This is a genomic window from Exiguobacterium sp. 8H, from assembly GCF_902506255.1.
Lineage (GTDB): Bacteria > Bacillota > Bacilli > Exiguobacteriales > Exiguobacteriaceae > Exiguobacterium > Exiguobacterium profundum.
This window is the reverse complement of the sequence record NZ_LR733429.1, coordinates 2,290,837-2,311,131: the sequence shown is the minus strand read 5'-3', so window position 1 is coordinate 2,311,131 and position 20,295 is coordinate 2,290,837. Positions and strand designations below refer to the sequence as shown.

Annotated in this window: 24 protein-coding genes; 11 read left to right on the top strand and 13 right to left on the bottom strand. The window is 47.4% G+C overall.

Features of this window, described 5'->3' with window-relative positions; all coding sequences use genetic code 11:
- Nucleotides 1-1,104: a glycerol dehydrogenase gene (locus GVY43_RS11970; protein ID WP_159563269.1), complete on the top strand. Its 1,104-nt coding sequence runs from the start codon at nucleotides 1-3 to the stop codon at nucleotides 1,102-1,104.
- 17 nt (nucleotides 1,105-1,121) lie between these two features.
- Here GVY43_RS11970 and GVY43_RS11965 read toward each other — a convergent pair whose 3' ends face one another.
- Together GVY43_RS11965 and GVY43_RS11960 are read right to left on the bottom strand one after the other, a co-directional pair.
- A complete protein-coding gene (locus GVY43_RS11965; protein WP_159563268.1) occupies nucleotides 1,122-1,589 on the bottom strand; it encodes a hypothetical protein in 468 nt (155 codons plus the stop codon).
- Between the two features lie 55 nt (nucleotides 1,590-1,644).
- The gene (locus tag GVY43_RS11960; protein WP_074035105.1) at nucleotides 1,645-1,863 is read right to left on the bottom strand and encodes a hypothetical protein; all 219 of its coding nucleotides are present in this window, start codon (nucleotides 1,861-1,863) and stop codon (nucleotides 1,645-1,647) included.
- Between the two features lie 174 nt (nucleotides 1,864-2,037).
- Between GVY43_RS11960 and GVY43_RS11955 the strand changes: the two genes are divergently transcribed.
- Together GVY43_RS11955 and GVY43_RS11950 are read left to right on the top strand one after the other, a co-directional pair.
- Nucleotides 2,038-2,877 carry a M15 family metallopeptidase gene (locus GVY43_RS11955; RefSeq protein ID WP_159563267.1) on the top strand — a complete coding sequence of 280 codons (840 nt, stop codon included), beginning with the start codon at nucleotides 2,038-2,040 and terminating at the stop codon, nucleotides 2,875-2,877.
- Nucleotides 2,878-2,953: 76 nt separating this feature from the next.
- The gene (locus tag GVY43_RS11950) at nucleotides 2,954-3,292 is read left to right on the top strand and encodes an antibiotic biosynthesis monooxygenase (protein WP_074035108.1); all 339 of its coding nucleotides are present in this window, start codon (nucleotides 2,954-2,956) and stop codon (nucleotides 3,290-3,292) included.
- Here the strand turns inward: GVY43_RS11950 and GVY43_RS11945 are convergent.
- Nucleotides 3,272-3,973 (bottom strand): CBS domain-containing protein, encoded by a 702-nt coding sequence (locus tag GVY43_RS11945; RefSeq protein WP_074035110.1) that lies wholly within the window; start codon nucleotides 3,971-3,973, stop codon nucleotides 3,272-3,274. The genes GVY43_RS11950 and GVY43_RS11945 overlap by 21 nt on opposite strands.
- 114 nt (nucleotides 3,974-4,087) lie before the next feature.
- Between GVY43_RS11945 and GVY43_RS11940 the strand changes: the two genes are divergently transcribed.
- Both GVY43_RS11940 and GVY43_RS11935 read left to right on the top strand, forming a co-directional pair.
- Nucleotides 4,088-4,819 carry an AzlC family ABC transporter permease gene (locus tag GVY43_RS11940; protein ID WP_159563266.1) on the top strand — a complete coding sequence of 244 codons (732 nt, stop codon included), beginning with the start codon at nucleotides 4,088-4,090 and terminating at the stop codon, nucleotides 4,817-4,819.
- Complete coding sequence (locus GVY43_RS11935) at nucleotides 4,816-5,115, top strand: AzlD domain-containing protein (protein ID WP_074035113.1); 300 nt, start codon at nucleotides 4,816-4,818, stop codon at nucleotides 5,113-5,115. Before GVY43_RS11940 ends, GVY43_RS11935 begins: the two co-directional genes overlap by 4 nt.
- A 34-nt stretch (nucleotides 5,116-5,149) precedes the next feature.
- Here GVY43_RS11935 and GVY43_RS11930 read toward each other — a convergent pair whose 3' ends face one another.
- Together GVY43_RS11930 and GVY43_RS11925 are read right to left on the bottom strand one after the other, a co-directional pair.
- Complete coding sequence (locus tag GVY43_RS11930; RefSeq protein WP_159563265.1) at nucleotides 5,150-6,628, bottom strand: HD-GYP domain-containing protein; 1,479 nt, start codon at nucleotides 6,626-6,628, stop codon at nucleotides 5,150-5,152.
- Nucleotides 6,629-6,731: 103 nt separating this feature from the next.
- The gene (locus tag GVY43_RS11925; RefSeq protein WP_159563264.1) at nucleotides 6,732-8,483 is read right to left on the bottom strand and encodes a mechanosensitive ion channel; all 1,752 of its coding nucleotides are present in this window, start codon (nucleotides 8,481-8,483) and stop codon (nucleotides 6,732-6,734) included.
- A 220-nt stretch (nucleotides 8,484-8,703) separates the two neighbouring features.
- Between GVY43_RS11925 and mgsA the strand changes: the two genes are divergently transcribed.
- The 4 genes from mgsA (at nucleotide 8,704) to GVY43_RS11905 (ending at nucleotide 11,268) form a co-directional block, all read left to right on the top strand.
- Complete coding sequence (gene mgsA / locus GVY43_RS11920) at nucleotides 8,704-9,117, top strand: methylglyoxal synthase (protein WP_078146039.1); 414 nt, start codon at nucleotides 8,704-8,706, stop codon at nucleotides 9,115-9,117.
- 2 nt (nucleotides 9,118-9,119) lie between these two features.
- Entirely contained in the window at nucleotides 9,120-10,022 is a 903-nt protein-coding gene (locus GVY43_RS11915; RefSeq protein ID WP_236548991.1) for a hypothetical protein, read from the top strand.
- Nucleotides 10,023-10,134: 112 nt separating this feature from the next.
- The gene (locus GVY43_RS11910) at nucleotides 10,135-10,650 is read left to right on the top strand and encodes a general stress protein (protein WP_031424242.1); all 516 of its coding nucleotides are present in this window, start codon (nucleotides 10,135-10,137) and stop codon (nucleotides 10,648-10,650) included.
- Between the two features lie 12 nt (nucleotides 10,651-10,662).
- Entirely contained in the window at nucleotides 10,663-11,268 is a 606-nt protein-coding gene (locus tag GVY43_RS11905) for a general stress protein (protein WP_159563263.1), read from the top strand.
- 41 nt (nucleotides 11,269-11,309) lie between these two features.
- Here GVY43_RS11905 and GVY43_RS11900 read toward each other — a convergent pair whose 3' ends face one another.
- Genes GVY43_RS11900 through GVY43_RS11890 form a run of 3 tightly spaced genes read right to left on the bottom strand, consistent with a single transcriptional unit; the run spans nucleotide 11,310 to nucleotide 14,595 of the window.
- On the bottom strand, nucleotides 11,310-12,272 hold the full coding sequence (locus GVY43_RS11900) for a D-glycerate dehydrogenase (protein WP_159563262.1): 963 nt from the start codon (nucleotides 12,270-12,272) through the stop codon (nucleotides 11,310-11,312).
- A 48-nt stretch (nucleotides 12,273-12,320) separates the two neighbouring features.
- Nucleotides 12,321-13,463: a YcjF family protein gene (locus GVY43_RS11895; RefSeq protein WP_159563261.1), complete on the bottom strand. Its 1,143-nt coding sequence runs from the start codon at nucleotides 13,461-13,463 to the stop codon at nucleotides 12,321-12,323.
- A 13-nt stretch (nucleotides 13,464-13,476) separates the two neighbouring features.
- Nucleotides 13,477-14,595: a GTPase gene (locus GVY43_RS11890; RefSeq protein ID WP_159563260.1), complete on the bottom strand. Its 1,119-nt coding sequence runs from the start codon at nucleotides 14,593-14,595 to the stop codon at nucleotides 13,477-13,479.
- A gap of 80 nt (nucleotides 14,596-14,675) precedes the next feature.
- Here GVY43_RS11890 and GVY43_RS11885 point away from each other — a divergent pair, with 80 nt between their 5' ends.
- On the top strand, nucleotides 14,676-15,065 hold the full coding sequence (locus tag GVY43_RS11885) for a VOC family protein (protein WP_159563259.1): 390 nt from the start codon (nucleotides 14,676-14,678) through the stop codon (nucleotides 15,063-15,065).
- A gap of 93 nt (nucleotides 15,066-15,158) precedes the next feature.
- Complete coding sequence (locus GVY43_RS11880; protein WP_159563258.1) at nucleotides 15,159-15,959, top strand: formate/nitrite transporter family protein; 801 nt, start codon at nucleotides 15,159-15,161, stop codon at nucleotides 15,957-15,959.
- A gap of 50 nt (nucleotides 15,960-16,009) precedes the next feature.
- Here the strand turns inward: GVY43_RS11880 and GVY43_RS11875 are convergent, their stop codons facing one another.
- The 5 genes from GVY43_RS11875 to GVY43_RS11860 all read right to left on the bottom strand — a co-directional run bounded on the left by GVY43_RS11875 (nucleotide 16,010) and on the right by GVY43_RS11860 (nucleotide 20,230).
- Nucleotides 16,010-17,482 carry a sodium:alanine symporter family protein gene (locus GVY43_RS11875; protein ID WP_159563257.1) on the bottom strand — a complete coding sequence of 491 codons (1,473 nt, stop codon included), beginning with the start codon at nucleotides 17,480-17,482 and terminating at the stop codon, nucleotides 16,010-16,012.
- A 268-nt stretch (nucleotides 17,483-17,750) separates the two neighbouring features.
- Nucleotides 17,751-17,918 (bottom strand): hypothetical protein, encoded by a 168-nt coding sequence (locus GVY43_RS15995; protein ID WP_015880321.1) that lies wholly within the window; start codon nucleotides 17,916-17,918, stop codon nucleotides 17,751-17,753.
- A 1-nt stretch (nucleotide 17,919) separates the two neighbouring features.
- Entirely contained in the window at nucleotides 17,920-18,123 is a 204-nt protein-coding gene (locus tag GVY43_RS11870; protein WP_015880320.1) for a YwbE family protein, read from the bottom strand.
- Between the two features lie 57 nt (nucleotides 18,124-18,180).
- Entirely contained in the window at nucleotides 18,181-18,519 is a 339-nt protein-coding gene (locus tag GVY43_RS11865) for a hypothetical protein (protein ID WP_159563256.1), read from the bottom strand.
- A gap of 55 nt (nucleotides 18,520-18,574) precedes the next feature.
- Nucleotides 18,575-20,230 (bottom strand): alpha-glucosidase, encoded by a 1,656-nt coding sequence (locus GVY43_RS11860; protein WP_159563670.1) that lies wholly within the window; start codon nucleotides 20,228-20,230, stop codon nucleotides 18,575-18,577.
- Nucleotides 20,231-20,295 lie beyond the last annotated feature (65 nt).

Genomic DNA, 20,295 nt, shown 5'->3' with positions numbered 1-20,295 from the left:
ATGTCAGAACGCATTTTCATCAGTCCGGCCAAGTATGTGCAAGGGAAACAAACGATTGATCGCATCGGAGAGTTTGTCGCTCACTTCGGTTCCAACGCTTTACTCATCGCGGATGACGTCGTATGGGAGTTGATCGGCGAACGGGTGACCCAGTCTCTGCAAGCGAGCCAGCTCAAGGCGACGAAAGCTGATTTCATCGGAGAAGCGTCGAAGCACGAAATCACTCGAATCGCTACAGACGCTAAGAAGCATGAAACAGCGTTTGTTATCGGTCTCGGCGGTGGGAAAACGCTCGATACAGCAAAAGCGGTCGCAGATGAATTGGATGCGCGTATCGTCATTGTACCGACCATCGCCTCTACGGATGCACCGACGAGCGCATTGTCGGTCATATATACAGAGGAAGGCAATTTCGAAAGCTACCGTTTCTATAAAAAGAATCCGGATCTCGTCCTTGTGGATACGGAATTGATTGCACAAGCACCGCCACGCTTCTTAGCGTCAGGTATTGCCGATGCATTGGCCACATGGGTGGAAGTGCGAAGTGTCCTGGCATTCGGAGGCAAGACGATGGCTGGCGGTGTCCCGACACTTGCAGCGGAGGCGATTGCCGAACGGTGTGAAGAGGTTCTGTTCACATACGGTATTCAAGCGTATGAAGCTGTCAAAGCAAAAGTCGTCACACCTGCGCTTGAAGCTGTTGTGGAAGCCAACACCTTATTGAGCGGGCTCGGCTTTGAAAGTGGTGGCTTGGCTGCAGCCCATGCCATTCACAATGGATTCACCGCACTTGAAGGAGACATCCACCATTTGACGCACGGTGAAAAAGTTGCATTTGGAACACTCGTGCAACTCGCACTCGAAGGACGCCCTCAAGAAGAGTTCGAGCAGTATGTTGCCTTTTATATGGCACTCGACTTACCGGTCACACTTGAAGATATCAAATTGAAAGATGCATCTCGAGACGATATCTTGAAGGTCGGGAAAGCGGCCACGGCAGATGGCGAAACGATTCATAGCGGTTTCGATGTTACACCTGAAGAAGTTGCTGACGCCATCATCGCTGCGGATCGCTATGCACGTCTTTATAAAGAACACCTATAAAAACAGCGAGACGAAGCTCACACGGCTTCGTCTCGCTGTTTTTTGTTCAGGAAGAATGATGAGAGAATTCCTACTCCCATACAACTGACCGTCAAAAGGAAGAACGTCAGCTGGTTCATATAGATGATATTCGTGAACTGGTTCCATCCTTCTGCGTACGACTCATTGGCTGATAAACGAATTCCTTCTCGAAGAGACGTCGCCTGTGATTGGTTGGTCATCCAAGCTATACCGGCCATGACGAAACTTCCTATCGCTAAACTGACCTTTCCAAACGGTCGCACAGAAGAGACGACTCGATGTGTCAAACGAATGGTGATCCAAATAAACAATAAAAGAAACGGCCATCCAATCAAGAGAACAATCCAGTATAGATTCCCTTCACCCGGTGTTTCCGAGTAAGGGGTCGTCAGCACTTCACCGAGCTTAAAGATTCCAAACGTGATCAACGTCACGATAAACCATGCTTTTATCAATTTCTCCATCTCAACACCTCGTCCTCAGTATAGCAAAAACACTGTATGCGTCTGCATACAGTGTTTATTCTTTCGGTCGGACGACGTAATAAATCAAAATGACGAGCCACGTCCACACCCCTGTGAAAATCCCGATAATCCCGACGATGAAAAAACCAAGCGGAATCATCGATTTCGTTCGATTATAGTCCTTCCACATATTCGATAGCCCTTTGATATTAAAATACAAAAAGGCAAAGAATAGGACGAGCAATAAAAGTGGTAAACCGACTAAAGCTTCCATTCGCTCACTCCTCTCTACGATCTCATTCGTTATTTTAATTGTAATGGATTTCTTGCTCACCTTCATCGGGCCCAAGCCGTATCCTCTTCCGACCTAAAGATGGATAAAAGATGCACAATCTATCAAGAAAACGGGAAAAGGAACATCATCTAACTCTCGAGGAGGCGTTTTGCCATGAAGTCCTTGCGTATCTTGATCATTTGTTTGCTGTTGTTTCAAGTGTCGCCGGTGACAGCGGCATCCTCGTCCCCACAACCAGGTTATACGATTAAAACGACGTATTTGTACGGTCGTGCCATGCAATCTTCTCCAATTCTTAAGACGCTACGAACGAACGTCCCGGTCCGCTACACGACCTATAACCGGAGCTGGTCGAACGTCTATATCGGAAATACGAAGTACTTCACTCCCTCTGCCAACTTGAAAGCCGGCATCCCTAAAATGCCTTCTGCAGACCGTTTACGACTAGTCAACAAGGCGAATGCACTCCCGTCCACTTACCGTTCCCCACAACTTGTCACATTAACCATTCCAACTGTTTATCAAAAAGGGAGTGAACGGACCTTGATGACAGCGGAAGCAGCTTACGCTCTGGCTAAACTATATTACGCCGGTCGGAAGCAAGGTCATACGTTATACGCCCTTAGCGCCTACCGATCTTACTCGACACAAAAGTCACTCTATGCCTATTACGTCAACACACGTGGGGTCGCATATGCTTCAAAATATGTGGCACGTCCCGGTCATAGTGAACATCAAACGGGTCTCGCCGTTGATATGACGAGTCAACGCATGCGTCTAGGGCTATATGAATCCTTCGACCGATCGCCTGAAGGGAAATGGATGCTTCAAAACGCCCATCTCTATGGATTTATCGTCCGCTATCCAAAAGGAAAAGAGAAAATCACGGGATACAATTACGAACCTTGGCATTTGCGTTATGTCGGTGTCACTGAAGCGACGATGATGAAGCAGAAGAACTGGGCGTTCGAAGAATGGTGGAGCAAACGTTGAGTGAGCATCCTTTTTCAGGCAATTCCCTGTTCACGTTATAATGGAGTCATCTTATTCGTATAGGGGGAAATGTGGGATGTGGATTGTGATGAACAAACTAGACGTTGAAAAAGGAAAGGCCGACGCGGTCAAAGCACGCTTCGAAACGACAAAAGGAATCGAAGCGATGGATGGCTTTGTCCGTATGCAAGTGTTGACGGATACGTCTGATGAGGCGATGGATCATGTCGTCATCATGACCACGTGGCGTGATGCAGACAGCTTTGAGAACTGGCGCGACAGCAATGCTTATAAGCACGCCCATAAGAAACGTGATGACGGGACTTCAGAAGTGAAACCAATCGTCCTCGGCAACACCGTTACCCAATATGAGGTCGCCATTGAACATCTCGCCTCAACGGAGCGCGTTCAATAAATCTTGAGGACGGATGATGCCGAGTAGCGGTTCATCCGGATTTCCGGTCTCTGTAATCAGAAGTGCGTCATATCGTGCGCCCTCTTTCATTTGCGTAAAGCAGTGCTGTGCCTCGATTACGGTCGCATCCTTTCGAATGAATCGATACCGGTGCATATGCGGATCGTGGTGGAGCACGTGCTTCACCCGAACTCCTTTGAGTGACAAGTTGGGCCCGTCGATTGTTTCGGCTAGCCAACTGGTCACTCCTTTTTTCGTCAACAGTCCGCGCCAAGACCCATTGTCATGATATACAGGGAATTGCGAATAATTTTTATCTCGAATCTCCCGGAGTACTTCCGTCAAAAAATCTTCCGACTGAAACGTCACCACCGATTTCGCAAACAATGGAATGACGAGACGTGGATGAAGGAGCTCTCGCTCTACTTCTAAAATCAATGCAACAAGCGACTCGTGTGGCTCCGCGATAATAAAATCAGGTTCACGCCGCTCATGGACGATGGCATTTCGTAGTTGACTCATCTGATGTAAATCTTCTTTATACCGGTCGATGATTGGATTTTGTTTCGCTAACCGATTCACCATGTTACTAAAACTGAAATGTTGCCCATCTCCCATCTCTCGACTCAAGTAGTCCTCGATTCGATGATAGGATGCCAAAAATTCTTCAGCACGACTCATGTGACCACCCTCCTTAACGATACATGTATACCCTCTTTTTTATCATTTGAGCAGGAAACCGTTTATTCATCCCGAATGACATAGAAATCATCTTAATTATGGAGGAGGGCTATCATGGCGACTTCGATTCATCCCACATCACCAACTTCACCGCAACCCACGTTTCGCGCAGGACTACGCGCCGGCATTCCCGTCGCCATCGGATATATCCCGATTGCGATTGCCTTCGGTCTTTTGGCACAATCTTTCAACTTGCCGAATGCTATCACATTATCGATGTCCTTTTTGATCTTTGCCGGGGCAAGTCAGTTCATTACGGTACAACTTCTGATGGCCGGTTCGATGTATTGGGAAATCATTTTGACGACGTTCATTCTAAACTCTCGCCATTTTTTAATGTCCGCCTCACTATCCCAACGGATTGAGAGTACATCTCGAAGACTATTGGCTACCATCGCGTTTGGTGTGACCGACGAAACGTTCAGCATCGCCTCTACTCGTCAAGAGGCCCGTTCCGGTATGTTCGTGCTCGGGTTGAATACAATCGCATTTCTTGCTTGGAATGTCGGGACGTGGATGGGGGTCTTCCTCGCCTTCGGTCTTCCAAGCACATTACAGGCGAGTATGGGGATTGCGCTATATGCGATGTTCATCGGGTTACTCGTTCCATCATTAACGACTCGTCCCGTCTTCGTCGTAGCAAGCTTAGCTATCATTATTCAAGCCATACTCCATTGGGTCATCACCCCGTTCTTCTCAATCTCAGATGGGATTCGAATCATCGTCGCGACCGTTGTCGCAGCCGGAATCGGTGCTTTCGTATTTAAGGAGGAAGAGGTCACATGATATCGTTGTTTCTACTCGTTCTAGGATTGGCACTTGTCACGTATCTCCCTCGCCTCGTCCCGCTACTCTGGCTAAAGGAATTGGCGTTACCGGCATATATGAAACGATTTCTTTCCTTCATCCCGTATGCGGTACTGGCTAGTTTGATTTTTCCGGGCGTCCTATCCTCCACGACCACCACCTCGTCTGCCTTATTCGGAGGAGTGGTTGCCACTTTCCTGGCGCTACTACGGGTCAACCTCGTCGTTGTCGTCATTGGAGCTGTATTCGGGGTATATGCCTTTCAAACTATATGACAAAGGAGCGGCACACGAGGTGCTGCTCCTTTTCTTATGCTGATATGGCCTGACGACGAAGCTGGACGAATACGTCCACAAATTCCGCGTCCCATTGTGTTCCCCGCCCGCTCTCCAATATGGAAAGCGCCTTTTCCACTGGCATCCCTGACCGATAGGGTCGATCTGATGTCATGGCATCATAAGCATCGGCAATCGCCATGATTCTTCCGAATAACGGAATGTCGACCGCATGTAAGCGGTCCGGGTATCCTTTCCCATCGATTCGTTCGTGGTGCGATCGAACTCCGGCTAAAATCGGTTGAAGCGATGCAGGTAAATGAATTTGACTCAAAATATGGATGCCAATGGTCGGATGTTCTTGAATTTTTGAAAACTCTTCGTCTGTCAGCTTCCCTTCTTTTAGTAGGACGTCATCTCGAATTCCAATTTTCCCGATGTCATGTAGAAGTGCCGACTTGTTGAGTAAATCGACTTGTGCATGCGGTAAGCCAATGGCGCGAGCAAGCTCAACGGAATACATCGCGACACGCTCCGAATGACCTGCTGTGTAGGGATCACGTGCATCGAGCGTTGCTGCGAATAAAATGAAGAGGCTGTCTAACAGCTGTGCGTTTTCTTGTTCACGAGCAGTTACCGTCTCAACCATTTGATTGAATCCCCCAATCAGTTGGGCGAACTCATCTAAGTACGGATTCTCGATTTTCTGAAGTTGTCCCGACTCCATCTGTTCGATGCCGGACGTCAAAAATCCAATCGGACGTTTGATGTTGTCATAGAGTAAGAAACTGCATAACACCGCAATTCCGACGATGATGACAAGAATCACGAGCGCCCAATTCCAATACGTATCCGTTCGAGTCGAAGTCGACAATTGGACACTCGACGCCAACATGAACAACATGATGGGAAAGATACCCGTAATGAGCATACTGATCAATAATTTAGTTCGGACACTAAATGATCGATACGTTGCATGAATAGGCAGATGATAAAGTTCGAGATGCCTTTCTTTCATGTATACAAGTAATGGTTCAACCGATCGAACCGTCAAAAAATATTCAATCAAGGCATGTAGTACCGCAATCATGACGGCCCCGATTGCAGCCAAGCCGATCAAACGATAAGGTAAGTCAATCCACCCCATCTGAATAAAAACGGAGGTTAAACCAATTGACGGGATGGATAATCCAAACAAATGAGGACCTAAAATCCGTTGTACCGTTAAAATCGGGAATCGACTTGCTTGTTCGAATGCCGACGTCAATTCGTCAATCGATGGGGATTCGGTCATAAAAAGCTGTCGGATCGGTCGAATGTGGCGACGGTATAAGAGTAGTTCTGAGAAAATCATAACTATCCCTGACCCCAACATGATGCCTAACAGTAGTAAAATCTCTCGAATGGACAGGTCAAGCGTTTGAAAAATAAAGACACCACCTACTCCAAAGACGGCCAAACCTGAGCCGATGATATAGTTCATCACGAGCGTCCGTTGAAAACGTTCAAACATTCCCCTCACCCCTACACTCTTTTCTTTTACTATCGACCAGATTTATGCTTGAGTTGAACACAAAAAAACGGATCTCCTTGTAGGAGACCCGTTCAAGCATCGATTATGGGCGTAACGGACCATCGTTATCATCAAGTGATCGATTGTCCTGATCCGGAGTGATGTTTTCATGGAACGGATTCGGTTCCGGTCCATCAACATGGTCAACTTTTGGATTTTGAACATCTCGCTTCAACTCGTGTTTCGATTGTTCCGCTTCATGTTTCGACTGCTCCACGCCTTGCTTCGCTTGTTGTTTTGCAACTTCCGCTTCGCGGCTCATCTGTTCTTTCTCCTGCTCGAGACCTTCTTTTGAAACTTCCGTTTCATCAATGCGTCGCTCTGCCTTTTTCAAATAACGTGCCGCCGTCTCGCGACCACCAAGACCGAAAGCAAGACCGAAGGCAAGGGCAACAGCTCCAAGAATAAGAAGGAATGCTGTATTGACAATCATCGGTGCGATGCCGAGCTGACTAATTGCCATGAAGAAGACGAGTCCGAGAATCGCATACTTCGCTACGTAGCGAAGCGCACTCGGTTGTCCAGCTCCATCAACAAGTACACTTCCAACTAAGCGCTCTGCCATGTTCGCCAACCAAAATCCGACTGCCAAGATAATGAGTGCTGCAATGACCATCGGCAAGTAAGCAAAGATGGCTGTTGCGAGGGATGCCATGAACTCAAGATTCGCGACTTGAAGCGCTTCGGATACGAAGAGCAAGATCACGATTACTTGGACAATGACACCGACCACTTGGGCAATTGACATCGAAGACGCACGTTCCCCGAAGCCCATTTTTTGAGCCAACGAGTTGACGCCAAGATTTTCAAGAAGTGATACAACGACCCCTTTCAACCATTTTGCAACGAACACCCCGACGAGGACGAGGACGACTGCAACGAGAATGTCTGGAATCATGACCAGTACATCATTGAGCATCGCAATCGCTGGTTCCGAGATCCCTCGAATATCGAGCGCCTCAAGTGCTGAAATGGTGACCGGAATCATGATGAAGATGAAGACGATTGTACCGATTGCTTTCGCAAGACTCGATCCCTTCACGTAATCAGATAGATGGAATCGCTCTGCCAAGCGATCTAGTCCTGCAGCTTCGAGGAATTTCGTCAAAATGTCGCGGACAATCTTCGCAACCACATACCCGATTGCAAAAATGAGCGCTGCTGCGACAAGTTTCGGAATGAATCCGAGGAAACTGTTCAATAAATCTTCGAATGGTCCGCTGACCCCACGAAGTCCAAGTGCATCAAGTACAGCAGGTAACGCCAATAAGAGCACGAGATAGAAGACGATGTTCGCGACCGTGTCGACCCACTTCGTTTGGTTGACACTTGTCGATTCTTGTCCCGTTTTTTCCATCAGCTTGCTCAAATTCAAACGATGTCCCGCCATCTGAATTCCCTTTTTCAATAAGGTGGCGATGACCCAAGCGACCAATAAAATCAAGCCGGCTTTGATGACACCGATAATCAATCCAGAGAACCCTTCATAAATCTGACTGAATGGCTGCGTAATGGCTGGAATGTTCATGAATTCAAAGATAATCAGGAATGCGAGGAGTAATACGCCAAAGAACACCACTTTTCCAATAATGCGTTCAGGCGTCCACTTTTCTCCTTTCTCCCCATCTTTTTTAATACCCGCCCGCTCATCCAATCGGGCTTTCTTCAATGCTTTACGTGTCACGTTTTCCAATACTTTCGCCAAGATATAACCGACTACGAGAATAACAATTGCCAGCAAAAGCTCTGGTAACCATGACATGAACGTATTGAAGTTATACGTTGTATTGTTCATCGAATCTTCCTCCTTTTCACATGAAATGATTGTTTTTATTTAACAGTGCTATTTCATACATACCTATATTTCAAAACCATCAAACCTGAACTGTAAGTCAATTCGTTTACAGACTATTACGATTCATTGGAAATGGGTACGTTATTAAGAGAGAAATCGTGTCAAATGATGCGAGATATGATACGAATAACAAGAGACGTCATGTTAGGAGGAATTTAGGATGAATATCGCTTTAGTGGCTCACGACAAGAAGAAAGATGATTTAATCGTCCTCATTAAAACTTACACCCATATACTAAAGAAACATCAGTTGTTTGCGACCGGTACAACGGGTAAGCGAATCGCTGAAGCGACCGGCTTGCCTGTCCATTGCTTCCGATCCGGACCGCTTGGAGGGGACCAAGAAATCGGTGCTGCCGTCGCACGCGGGGAGATGGATATGATCATCTTTTTCAGAGATCCATTAACTGCTCAACCTCATGAACCGGATGTGAGCGCATTGATGCGTCTTTGCGACGTCTACTCCATCCCGCTTTCGACAAATATGGGTGGAAGCGAAATTTTGATTCGAAGTATCGAGCAAGGTGATTTCGAGTCACTTAAACTTTCTCATAACGACGAACCTCCGGCTTGACCATGACAAACCAAGAAAGGAGAGGAATCTCCCTGGAACCGAATATGATTCACGACCCGAACGTCCAACAGTTCTTTAACGACGTGCGCCAGCGCCTCATCGAACTACTTGGAAATGAGGCAGAAGCGGATCGCCATCTACTCGCACTTGCTGGATATATCCGGCATGCAGAGAAAAGTGGTCAGTCGCTCGAAAGTCTTTTAAACCAAGATCCTCAGGAATACGCTCGTTTCCTCATTGAACAACCCGAAACAAATGAAGAATATCGTCGACGCTATCACGTGTTGATTGATGCCTCGGATGAATTAAAACCTCATGAAAAAGCGCAAGCAAACCGTGAATTCGATTGGGCCGTCAATCAATTGGACGAAGCCAAGCTTTCGTTAAAAGAAATCGAAGTGCGCGACCTTGCCTTCCTCGCCTACACAAAGATTGAAGCACTCAAATCGTCTCGTACGATTTGGAACCGCTTCGGCTGGCTACTAGGTATGATTTTGGCATTTGCCTACGCCAACTTACTGCTCGTGATTGACGATGTCTTTAGCGGTCGACTATTCACCGCCCCCATGTCGACGTATCCAATTGATTATCTGGCCTTCCTGTTACCCGTCCTCGTGACCGGTGCCATCTTCGGCATATTGACCCGTTTTCGACATTACATCCAGACGCTCGGTCGGCGTATTGCGTTCGCCTTGCTCATCGTTATCGTCTACATCATGTCTATTTTTCTGATTCAACCGCTCTTAATGACAATTGGTTGGTCATTCATCATTCAGTTGACCCCACTCTATGCGCTCATTTTAATGGCGATCAGTGGCTTTATGGCCATCTGGACATTAATCGAGTTCGTCTGGAAGAGTACACGTTGTTCTCTCGGAGACGATACGCTCATGCTTTATTACTAACCACGCCACTCCTCTTAGGAGATGGCGTTTTTTGTTTCGATTATGGCGAGAACGGAAATTACTCCTATTGTGACGCTTGTTTTAGATTGGAGATTCTAAAGGGGGTTATTCGATGTCAGATCGAAAAATGATTGGCTTGTTCCAGACCGAACAGGAAGTCATGCACAAAGTGGAAGAGCTGAAAGCTGCAGGGGAAGCTGAAAAAAATATGCATGTTGTCGCCAAGCGGGACGGGGAAATTTCTGCGTTACGTGACCACACGGATGTAAATGCCGAGTCCGGTATTCGTGACGTCAATTGGCTTGACCGTGTCAAAGCATTCCTACACGGAAGTGACCGCATTCGTGATGAGTTACGGAATATGGGGCTAAACGATGCCGAAGCGGAACAGTATTATGATGCAATCGATGAAGGACAGATTTTACTCTACATCGATCGACACTCGTACGACCGCTATCCGAACATGTATAAAAAAGACAGTGAGCTCGATCATGATAAAGGGGAAAAAGCGGATGGGATCGCCTTTGACGCGAAACCATTTAACGATCACGACGAGAATCCACGTGGCACAAAGGATGATCCGATTGTACGCGGTCATTCTGGATTAGAAGATCATCGCCGATTATAAGGAGGAACGACTATGAATGAGAAACGATTTATCAGCATGCACGATACGCAGGATGCAGCACTTGGGAAAATCGAGGAGTTGCGAGCGAAAGGTTATGAAGACTCACACATTTATGTCGTCACAAAACATGAAGACAACGTTTCGATTTTGAGACGTGATACAGATGTTCATACGGAAGCGACCCATCAAGCGAGCTGGTTCGATAAGGTTCGGGCGTTCCTCAGCGGTCATGAAGACGTGCACGCTGGTCTACGCAACATGGGACTGAGCGAAGAGGAAGTAAAACATCACTATGACGATGTAGAAGCCGGGAAAATCCTCGTTTATGTGGATGAAGACTTTGAACGTCGTCATCAAGACGGGGTGACAGTCGATTCGAAACCATATCAAGACGCATCATCGACTCATCTCGGTAGTCATACTGACGATGGATTGGAAATCGACTCAAAACCTTACCGTGAGGCTCAGACCGTCGACCCAAGCCATCCCGTAGACCCGGAGCAAGATAAACTGGATAAAGAAACGAAGAATCCAGATCGCGAGGAAAAACTACGTGGTCTCGATGATCGTGCTTATCGAAATGACGTAGAAGATCCGGATAATATCCGACGTTTCTAACATAGTAACAAAGAGCCTGACGCACCCGCGTCAGGCTCTTCTTACGTCAAACGATTCTTCGGTTCTTTCCCTTCGAGCACATTTGTGATGGCATCTCGATTCAATGCCATCATCGCCAGACGTGTCCGAATCGTTGCACTCCCGATATGCGGTAATGTCGTCACGTTCGGAAGCGTCAATAATGGATGACCGAGGTCGATTGGTTCTTTTGTGAATACGTCTAATCCCGCTCCCCAAATCTTCCTCGCTTTAAGTGCTTCATATAGCGCCTGTTCATCGATGATTTCTCCACGAGCCACATTGATGAAAATGGATGTTTCCTTCATCTTGGCAAACTCTTTAGCCCCGAGCATTCCCCGTGTCTCGTCCGTGAGCGGCGCGAGAACGACGACGAAATCAGATTGCGCCAACAGCTCATCGAGTTCCGCATAAGTGAAGCCATACATCGACTCCGACTCATGACGCCGTGTCCGGTTATGATATAGAACCTCCATATCAAATCCTCTTGCACGACGTGCGACCGCTTCACCGATTCGTCCCATGCCGATGATACCCAATTTCGCTTGATAAAGGTCCATCCCGACGTAGCCCATCGGCAGCCAGGACTTCCACTCCCCGGCGCGCAAGTCACGTTCCGCCTCTCCGAGACGTCGTGCCGTCATCATCATGAGGCCAAACGTCAAATCTGCTGTCGTTTCTGTCAAGACATCTGGTGTGTTGGTGACGATGACGCCATTCTCTTTCGCTGCGTTCAAATCAATATTGTTGTATCCGACCGCCAAATTGGAGACGACCTCTAACTGTGTGGCACGCTCAAACACTTCACGGTCAATCGTGTCGCTGAGCATGGTCCAGAGCGCATGCGCAGATGACGCTTCTTCTAAAAGAACCTCTCGCGGCACACTTTCCCCTTCATGCTCCCACATGCGCACATCATAGTGTTCGCGAAGCGGTTCGACTGCCTCTTCCGGCAAGCGACGCGTAATATAGATTCGCTTTTTCATTTTTCTCCCCCTCTCTACACTTACTTGTAGTCTAACAAATGGAAAGCGTTAAGAGGGTTGATCCGACTTCGGCTTTTGCTTCAAATACTGTTCAAACAGTGACCCGAACTCTTGATTTAACAATTGTTCAATCGTTTTCGATGAATCCATAGCGTTTCGATAGGCGATTTCGTTAATGGCGAGTCCGATGGCCCACGTGATTCCTGATGCGACGGTCGCATTGATGACACCGGCTGCGGCGTTCGCTCCCGGGAAAAACTTCATGACGTTCAAGAGAATCGTTTTCGATAACGTGCGACCGATTTGTGGAATGATCGTACTCCCAATGAGCGTCTTCAACAAATCATCACTCGCTTTGACACCCCAATAACGAAATAGATGGACGCTCATCGTCACCTGAATCGGCGTCAATGCCACGGCATCAGCAAATGGGAGCGGAACCGCAGCAGCCGTTCCCGCGCTTGCGACATAGCCTGAGATGATTCGATTCGCCTTCTTACGCTTTAACTTGAGCATCGTTTCACTCTCTGCATGAATCTCCATCAAGAGCCCTTCCTGTAAGGAAGCATCTAGCTGTTCCACCGACCACACAATCAACCGTTCCCAATCAACGTATTGACGCAATGTTTCATTGTTCAATATTTCCGAAGAAATGCTGACTTGGAAGATTGCATCTTCCGGAAGGATTCCATTCAGTTCATTCCGCAATGCCGTCAGTTCATCTAAATCGACCTGATCGATTTGTGTGAATACGACGGCGACAGCAGTCGATTCACGTAGACGGCGAATCAAGGCCTTGTCGAGTGGCGTGACACGCTTTGTCGCAGCGTTGATGGTATACCAGACGAGATGGATTCGTTTGGATGCTTCTTGCCGCTTTGCGTTCTCTACAAATCCGATGACTTCCTCTTCGTAATGTTGTTGCCGCGCACTCCCGATCTCATATCCTTCACTGTCGAACAAGGTGACTGCGATATCATCACTCGTATATTGATGAATTCCTCTTGTGACCGGTTCCCCGGCTGCCACTTTTGTCAAATCACGTCCAAATACGTAGTTTACAACAGAACTCTTTCCTGCTCCCGTTGCTCCCGCAATGAGGATGTTTGGTTTTTTGACATTGCCCCGTAACCGTTCGAGCTCTGTCTTTACATCATAATCCTTAAAATCAAATCGTTTCGTCGATTCCATTTACGTTTCCCCCTTATGAGTTGAGCGTGCGACCAAGCTGACGCATCTCACGTTCAAAGCCGCGCCGAATCTCTTCTTCAATTGTTTGCCTTACGGATGCGTATTGCTGTTCAATCGCTTTTTTGATTCCCCGTTCTGCCGTTCGACGCTTGAATGCCCAATAGATGAAATGCACCCCAGGAATCATTCCAAGAACCATCTTTCGAACGGTTTTTCCGAACGAATAGTCAAATCCGAGCTCGACTCGTCTCGTTCTAAACAACAGGTCTGCTTGTTCTCCGACGAGTGGGTACCGCTGCATGAGTTGGATATAATGACGTACCCCTTCTGCCATCGCCTCTTCCGTCGTCAAAGCGGCCTCTTCGAGCGTCTTTTCTAAATCTTTCTCTATTTTTCTAGCTTTCCAACTGATCATTGCTTGCGGGGTCAGCATCCGAATCGTCTCTGCCGAAGCGATACTCCGAATTCGCCAATCCTCTAACTCGTCTAGGAGATGATTCGTCAGATTGATGGGGAGTTTTCGTTCGATGTCTTTCCACAGGTTCGTCCGATTCCGCTTCCATACCTCTTCATACCCTTTTACCGGGACGCGTTTCCCTGTCAGTAATTTCTTTTCGACACTGTTGACACGGATGATGTCCTCTTCTTCAATCGGCAGTTCGCGTAACAAAACCCGTTCCATCGCCTCTGCCTTTTGTACACTCATCGGGTCGTCTTCGTTGAAGTTAGTCAGAATGAGGGTGACGTTGCTCCCCCGCTCATATAATGGCTTTAAAATCGCTTCGAGCTCATACGCCTCGACACGTCCTGACTGCACGGACAATAAGTAGTAAATCGTATGAAACCACTCTGCGATATCGAGCGCGCCTTCACGCTGATGGACGATGGAGAGGATCGCTTGGTGCCACTCTTCAGAGCGGTCCGCCTCGAGCCCCCACGTATCAAAAAAACGAAACAAGATGCCCCGTTCTAAATCGTAATACTCGTGTTCGTGAAGCCCTTCTTGAGTGACCGGACTTCCGGCACGCGATTCGGCGACGTCATGTCCATATATATAGTTGATGAACGCACTCTTTCCGACACCGGTCTTTCCAGCAATCAAAATATTTGAGACGAGCCCTGTCCGATCCATACGCTTCCTCCCTCATTCGTTGTATAGTTCAATTATACCGAACGGACCATTTTCAAACGTCCATCGAAAGGATGATTCTCATGCTTCACCATGTCGAACTTTACGTTTCGAACCTACATGACAGTATTCGTGCCTGGGAATGGCTCCTCTGTGAACAACTTGGGTACACGCTCTATCAATCATGGCCCGAAGGACGGAGTTATCGTTACGGCGAGACATATCTCGTGTTCGTTCAAACGGAAGAGGCCCACCTGACGCCACCTTATCACCGAAAAAAGACTGGTCTTAATCACTTGGCATTTCATGCGTCTTCCCTCGCACAACTAGAAGAAGTTCGGCAACAACTCGCATCCCACGGGTTTCGCCAATTGTACGCGGAACGCTTCCCCCACGCAGGTGGCCCAAACTATACAGCACTATTTTTTGAAGACCCGGACCGCATCAAAGTTGAACTCGTGGCAACGATGTGAACGGTTTCTTGAGAACTTCTTGAAAGTTTGTGAAAACAATTGCAAACTTGACGTCGACCTCCTAGACTGAAAGGGTCTAAAGGAGGTCTTTTCATGGAAAAGCAAGTCGTCGATTATATGGAAGAAGCCGCATTCAAGAAATCATCATTGCTTCAACATTCATTTCCTCAATACATGTTACGATCGATAATCGCCGGTTTTTTAATCGGGATTGGAGTCGTCTTCTCATTCACCGTCGGAAACATGTTCATCGATGTCCCCGGTACGATGCTGATTGCAGGCGCCAGTTTCTCGGTGGCACTCGTCTTCATTGTCTGGATGGGGGGAGAGTTGTTCACGAGCAACACCATGTATCTCTACACTGGTGCAAAACGAGGACGTGTCGCTTGGTTCGACCTCGTAAAGATATGGGGACTCAGTTGGGTCGGTAACTTGATTGGTGCCGTCTTGCTATCGCTTCTCGTCATCGGGGCTCATAGTATGGGTGACGTGACGGGTGACCATTTGCTCGCTGTCGTCGCCGCGAAGAAAATCGGTGGAGACGCCTTTGCTATTTTCTTGAAAGGAATCTTATGTAACGTGCTCGTCTGTTTGGCCATCTTCATGCCGCTCAAAACGAACAATGACGTCGCGAAGATTATGCTGACGATGCTTCCGGTCGTCGTATTCTTCGCTGCTGGATTCGAGCACTCGATTGCGAACATGGGCGTTTTCGCCCTCGCGCTCCACTATGTACCGTCGGACCTCGTCACCTTTAGCGGTGCCCTTTATAATCTCTTCTTCGCCACACTCGGTAATATTGTCGGTGGTGCGTTGTTCGTTGCAGGAAGTTACTTATACTTGAATAAGGCGGAGACGGAACAAACCGTCAAGCCGATACGTCATCATGCATAAAAAGACAGGGACCCCGATTAGCAGGGTCCCTGTTTGTTGCATTTCACGAATTATGATTTTGAAGCGTCGGCTGCTGCTGCTTGAACAGTACCTTGTGCCACTTCGTCTTCTTCCACATCCCAGCACTCTGTATTCTCGATACCGAGTTTACGAGCCGAGAAGCGTGGGTTGAGACCTTGAGCTCGTTGCTCTTCGTAATCTTTAAGAACTTTGAAGGCAACGCCACCGAGCAATGTGATTGCCGCGATGTTGATCAATGTCATCCCTGCCATGAAGAGGTCAGCGAGGCTCCATACGAATCCAAGGCTTGCGACCGCTCCGATGAAGACGAATGCCATTGTCGCAAGACGGAATCCAAGAACTGCACCTTTGCTCTTCTTAATGAATTCGATGTTCGTTTCACCGTAGTAGTAGCTTCCTGCGATCGAGCTGAAGGCGAACAAGAAGACGCTGACAGCGATGAATGCTGGAGCAAGTGCTCCGATTTGTTCAGTCAATGCGTTTTGAAGAAGGACAATCCCTTCACCATTTCCAGCAGCGTAGCTGTCTGAGAGAAGGATGATCGCTGCAGTTGCTGTACATACGATCAACGTATCCAAGAATACACCGAGTGATTGAAGGAAACCTTGTTTCGCAGGGTGCGATACTTCAGCAGCTGCTGCTGCGTTTGGTGCAGAACCCATACCTGCTTCGTTCGAGAAGAGTCCACGGCGTACACCCATTGAGATTGCAGCACCGATTGAACCACCGACTGCTTCGTTCAAACCAAATGCGCTTTGGAAAATCATAGCGAAGACGCCTGGAAGTTCAGCAAAGTTCACAACGACAACGTAGAGTGCGATGGCAAGGTAGAGAACAGCCATGACTGGTACGACGATCGCCGAGAAGTTCGCGACACGTTGTACACCACCAAAGATGACAAGACCAGTAAGAACAACTAAGATTGCTCCGCCGATCGCCGCATCGATTCCAAATGCGTTATCGAATGCTGCAGCGATTGTGTTCGATTGAACAGAGTTGAAGATGAGTCCGAATGTGACAGCAATGAGAACCGCAAATACGATTCCAAGTGCACGGTTGTTCAAACCTTTTTCGATGTAGTAAGCTGGACCACCGCGGTACGCGACATCGTCTTTCACTTTGTATACTTGAGCGAGCGTGCTTTCAATCATGGCTGTCGCACCACCAAGAAGGGCGACGATCCACATCCAGAAGACCGCTCCTGGTCCACCAAGTGTGACCGCTACCGTGACCCCGGCAAGGTTACCTGTACCGATTCGAGTCGCGGCACCGATAAAGAATGATTTCATTGAAGAAATACTCTTCCCGTCTTTTGAAAGTGTAACGTCCGATTTATCTGTCACCGTACGTAACATTTCTTTTAAGTAACGGAACTGCATAAAACGTGTTCTGACCGTGAAGTAGATCCCGGCTCCAACGAGAACGGCGATCAATACGTACGACCATAAGATGTTGTTCAAAAAGTCGACGCTTCCTTGTAACATACCTTGAATCGCTTCCATGAATAAGTTCCTCCCTGTTGTGTGAATCTGAAGTTGAGAATTTTTTATGATGTCTTAGTTCTGAATTATACAAAGATTCTGACAATTATCAATAATTTTTTTATAGGTCATTTCACTCTTTTTTCACATCATATAAGCGAGATCCCTTATTTATAAGCATTTAAAGCGCTTACATAAAAATGTTTAGAAATATTAAATCATGATTATAATTCACAATAACGAAATGAATAATCAAAAAAACAGCCACTCTTTTCGAGTAGCTGCGAGTTTAAATACCAGTACGTTTCTTCTGGTTATTTGGTTTTTTCGTCAATTGGCTCGTCAACGGTTTCTGTTTTGTACCATGCAAACCCGTCGGAACCTTCGTTTGATTTTGCTTCTTCTCTGCCAGCTTTTGTTTCATCGCCTCTTGAAAAGATAGTTTTTTCTCGCTCATCTTACTCACCTCCAGCTTCGATCACTTTCACACGACCGACCTGTCCATCGCTCAAACGCACTTTGATTCCGTGCGGATGACGTGGCGAGTTCGTTAATATATCTTGAACGACGCCTTTCGTCAGCTTTCCGCTTCGTTGATCTTGTTTTAAAACGATTTGGACGTGGAGTCCTGGGCGAATGTCAGCACGTTTCGTTCCATCCATACCCGACACCCCTTTCCATTTAGTCAATCTCTATCATATGCTCTTTTCCCTCATTTGTCACAGCCTATTCCAGATGCCGATCTGTCGCATCGTTTCTGTCATGTAACTTTGATTGGTCTGTAGCGTCTTTTCAGGAAACGAATCATAAAATCGAACGCTGACCCCTCGATGCGAAAAAATCACATCCAAGACATGGTTTCCTTCCACATCGCGGAGTCCGGCCGTCCCTTTCAAAGAATGAAATGCCTTGGCAAACGCCTCTCCAAAATCGAGGTACGCTTTCACAGAAATCGTAGCGTGTTGCTCATCCACCATCAAATCCAACTGTTCGCGATTGGCGCTTTCAATGACGACGCGTACGACCTCATTGTCATTGGAAAATTCAATCGTATGCATCCTCATCCCCACCTCTCCTCTAAAAGAGGTACCCTCTTAGGAAGGTACCTCTCTATCATAAACGATATAACCGTGCTGCGAATGGACGAAGCATAAACGTTTCCGTATCAATCGTCTCGGGGTCAATCTCATTCGTCATGACAAGCGTGGCGCCTGCAATTTCCGGAATGGTCACTTCTGCCGGATTGGCGGTCAAGTTGACGACCACGAAGAAGCGGTTGTTCTCAAACGTACGCTCATAGACGAAGGCTTGCTTATGTTCAGGCAAGACGTCACGATAACGACCATACGTAAACGTCTCCTCAGCTCGACGAAGACGGATCATCTCCTTATAGAACGACAGAATGGAGTGCTGGTCGTGTCGCTGTGCCTCGACGTTGAGCGTCTCATACTCTTCGTGAATCGGCATCCATGGGGTCGCCGTCGAGAAACCGGCATAAGGTGAGGCATCCCACTGGATCGGTGTCCGGACGTTATCACGAGATGTGCCCCATACTTGTTGCATCGAATCGATTTCACTCATCCCATTCGCGATGCGTTCAAAGTACTCGTTTTTCGTTGCGACATCATCATAGTCATGGATAGATGGGAGCGGCACATTCTTCATCCCAATCTCTTGTCCTTGATAAATGAATGGTGTCCCGTGCATGAAGAAGTACATCATCCCAAGTGCAGTGGCACTTTCACGCCAATAATGATGCTCATCCCCGACGAGAGATACCGCTCGCACCATGTCATGGTTTTCAATGTATAATGCGTTCCATCCAGTTTCGCGTAACCCCTGCTGCCATTTATCGAAGATTCGTTTCAGCTCGACGACATCGAGCGGGGCAAGACGCGACCGTCGCATGATATCGACATGATCAAAGTGAAAGGCCATATTCATCGCACCATTCTCTGGTCCCATCCATTGGTCGGCTTCTTCCGGCTCAATGCCATTCGTCTCCCCAACAGTCATAATGTCGTATTTGGAGAACGTTTCTCGCTTCATCTCTTGTAGATATTCATGGATTCCATCGATATTCGAGTACATCGAAAACGCCGTAACGATCGATTTCCCGTCCGGAGAAGGTAACATCGTCTCCGCCGGCATCTTTTTAATATGACTGATCGCATCGACACGGAATCCGTCTACTCCTTTATCGAGCCACCAGTTGATCATGTCATAGACAGCCGTCCGAACTTCACGATTCTCCCAGTTCAAATCGGGTTGTTTCTTCGAGAAGACGTGCAAGTAATATTGATTAGTCTGTTCATCATATTCCCAAGCGGACCCGCCAAAGATACTCGCCCAGTTACTCGGTGGCATCCCATCTTTCCCATCTCGCCAAATATACCAATCCCGTTTCGGATTGTCTTTCGAGCTTTTCGATTCAAGGAACCATGGATGCTCGTCCGACGTATGGTTGACAACGAGATCGAGCAACAGTTTCATCCCTCGTGCATGCACCGCCTCTAGTAAGGCATCAAAATCCTCCATCGTCCCAAACTCGTCCATAATGTCTTGATAGTCACTGATATCATATCCGTTATCATCATTTGGCGATTTGTACATCGGACAAATCCAAATGACATCAATTCCAAGGTCTTCTAAGTAATCGAGCTTTTCAATAATTCCGCGAAGATCACCGATTCCATCCCCGTTCGAATCGTTGAAACTTCTTGGATAAATTTGATAGGCGATGGCCTCTTTCCACCATACACGACTGATTTCTGTTTGTTTCGTTTGGCTGAACAACGTCTCCATACGGCACCGTGCCTCCTACAATAAGGTAT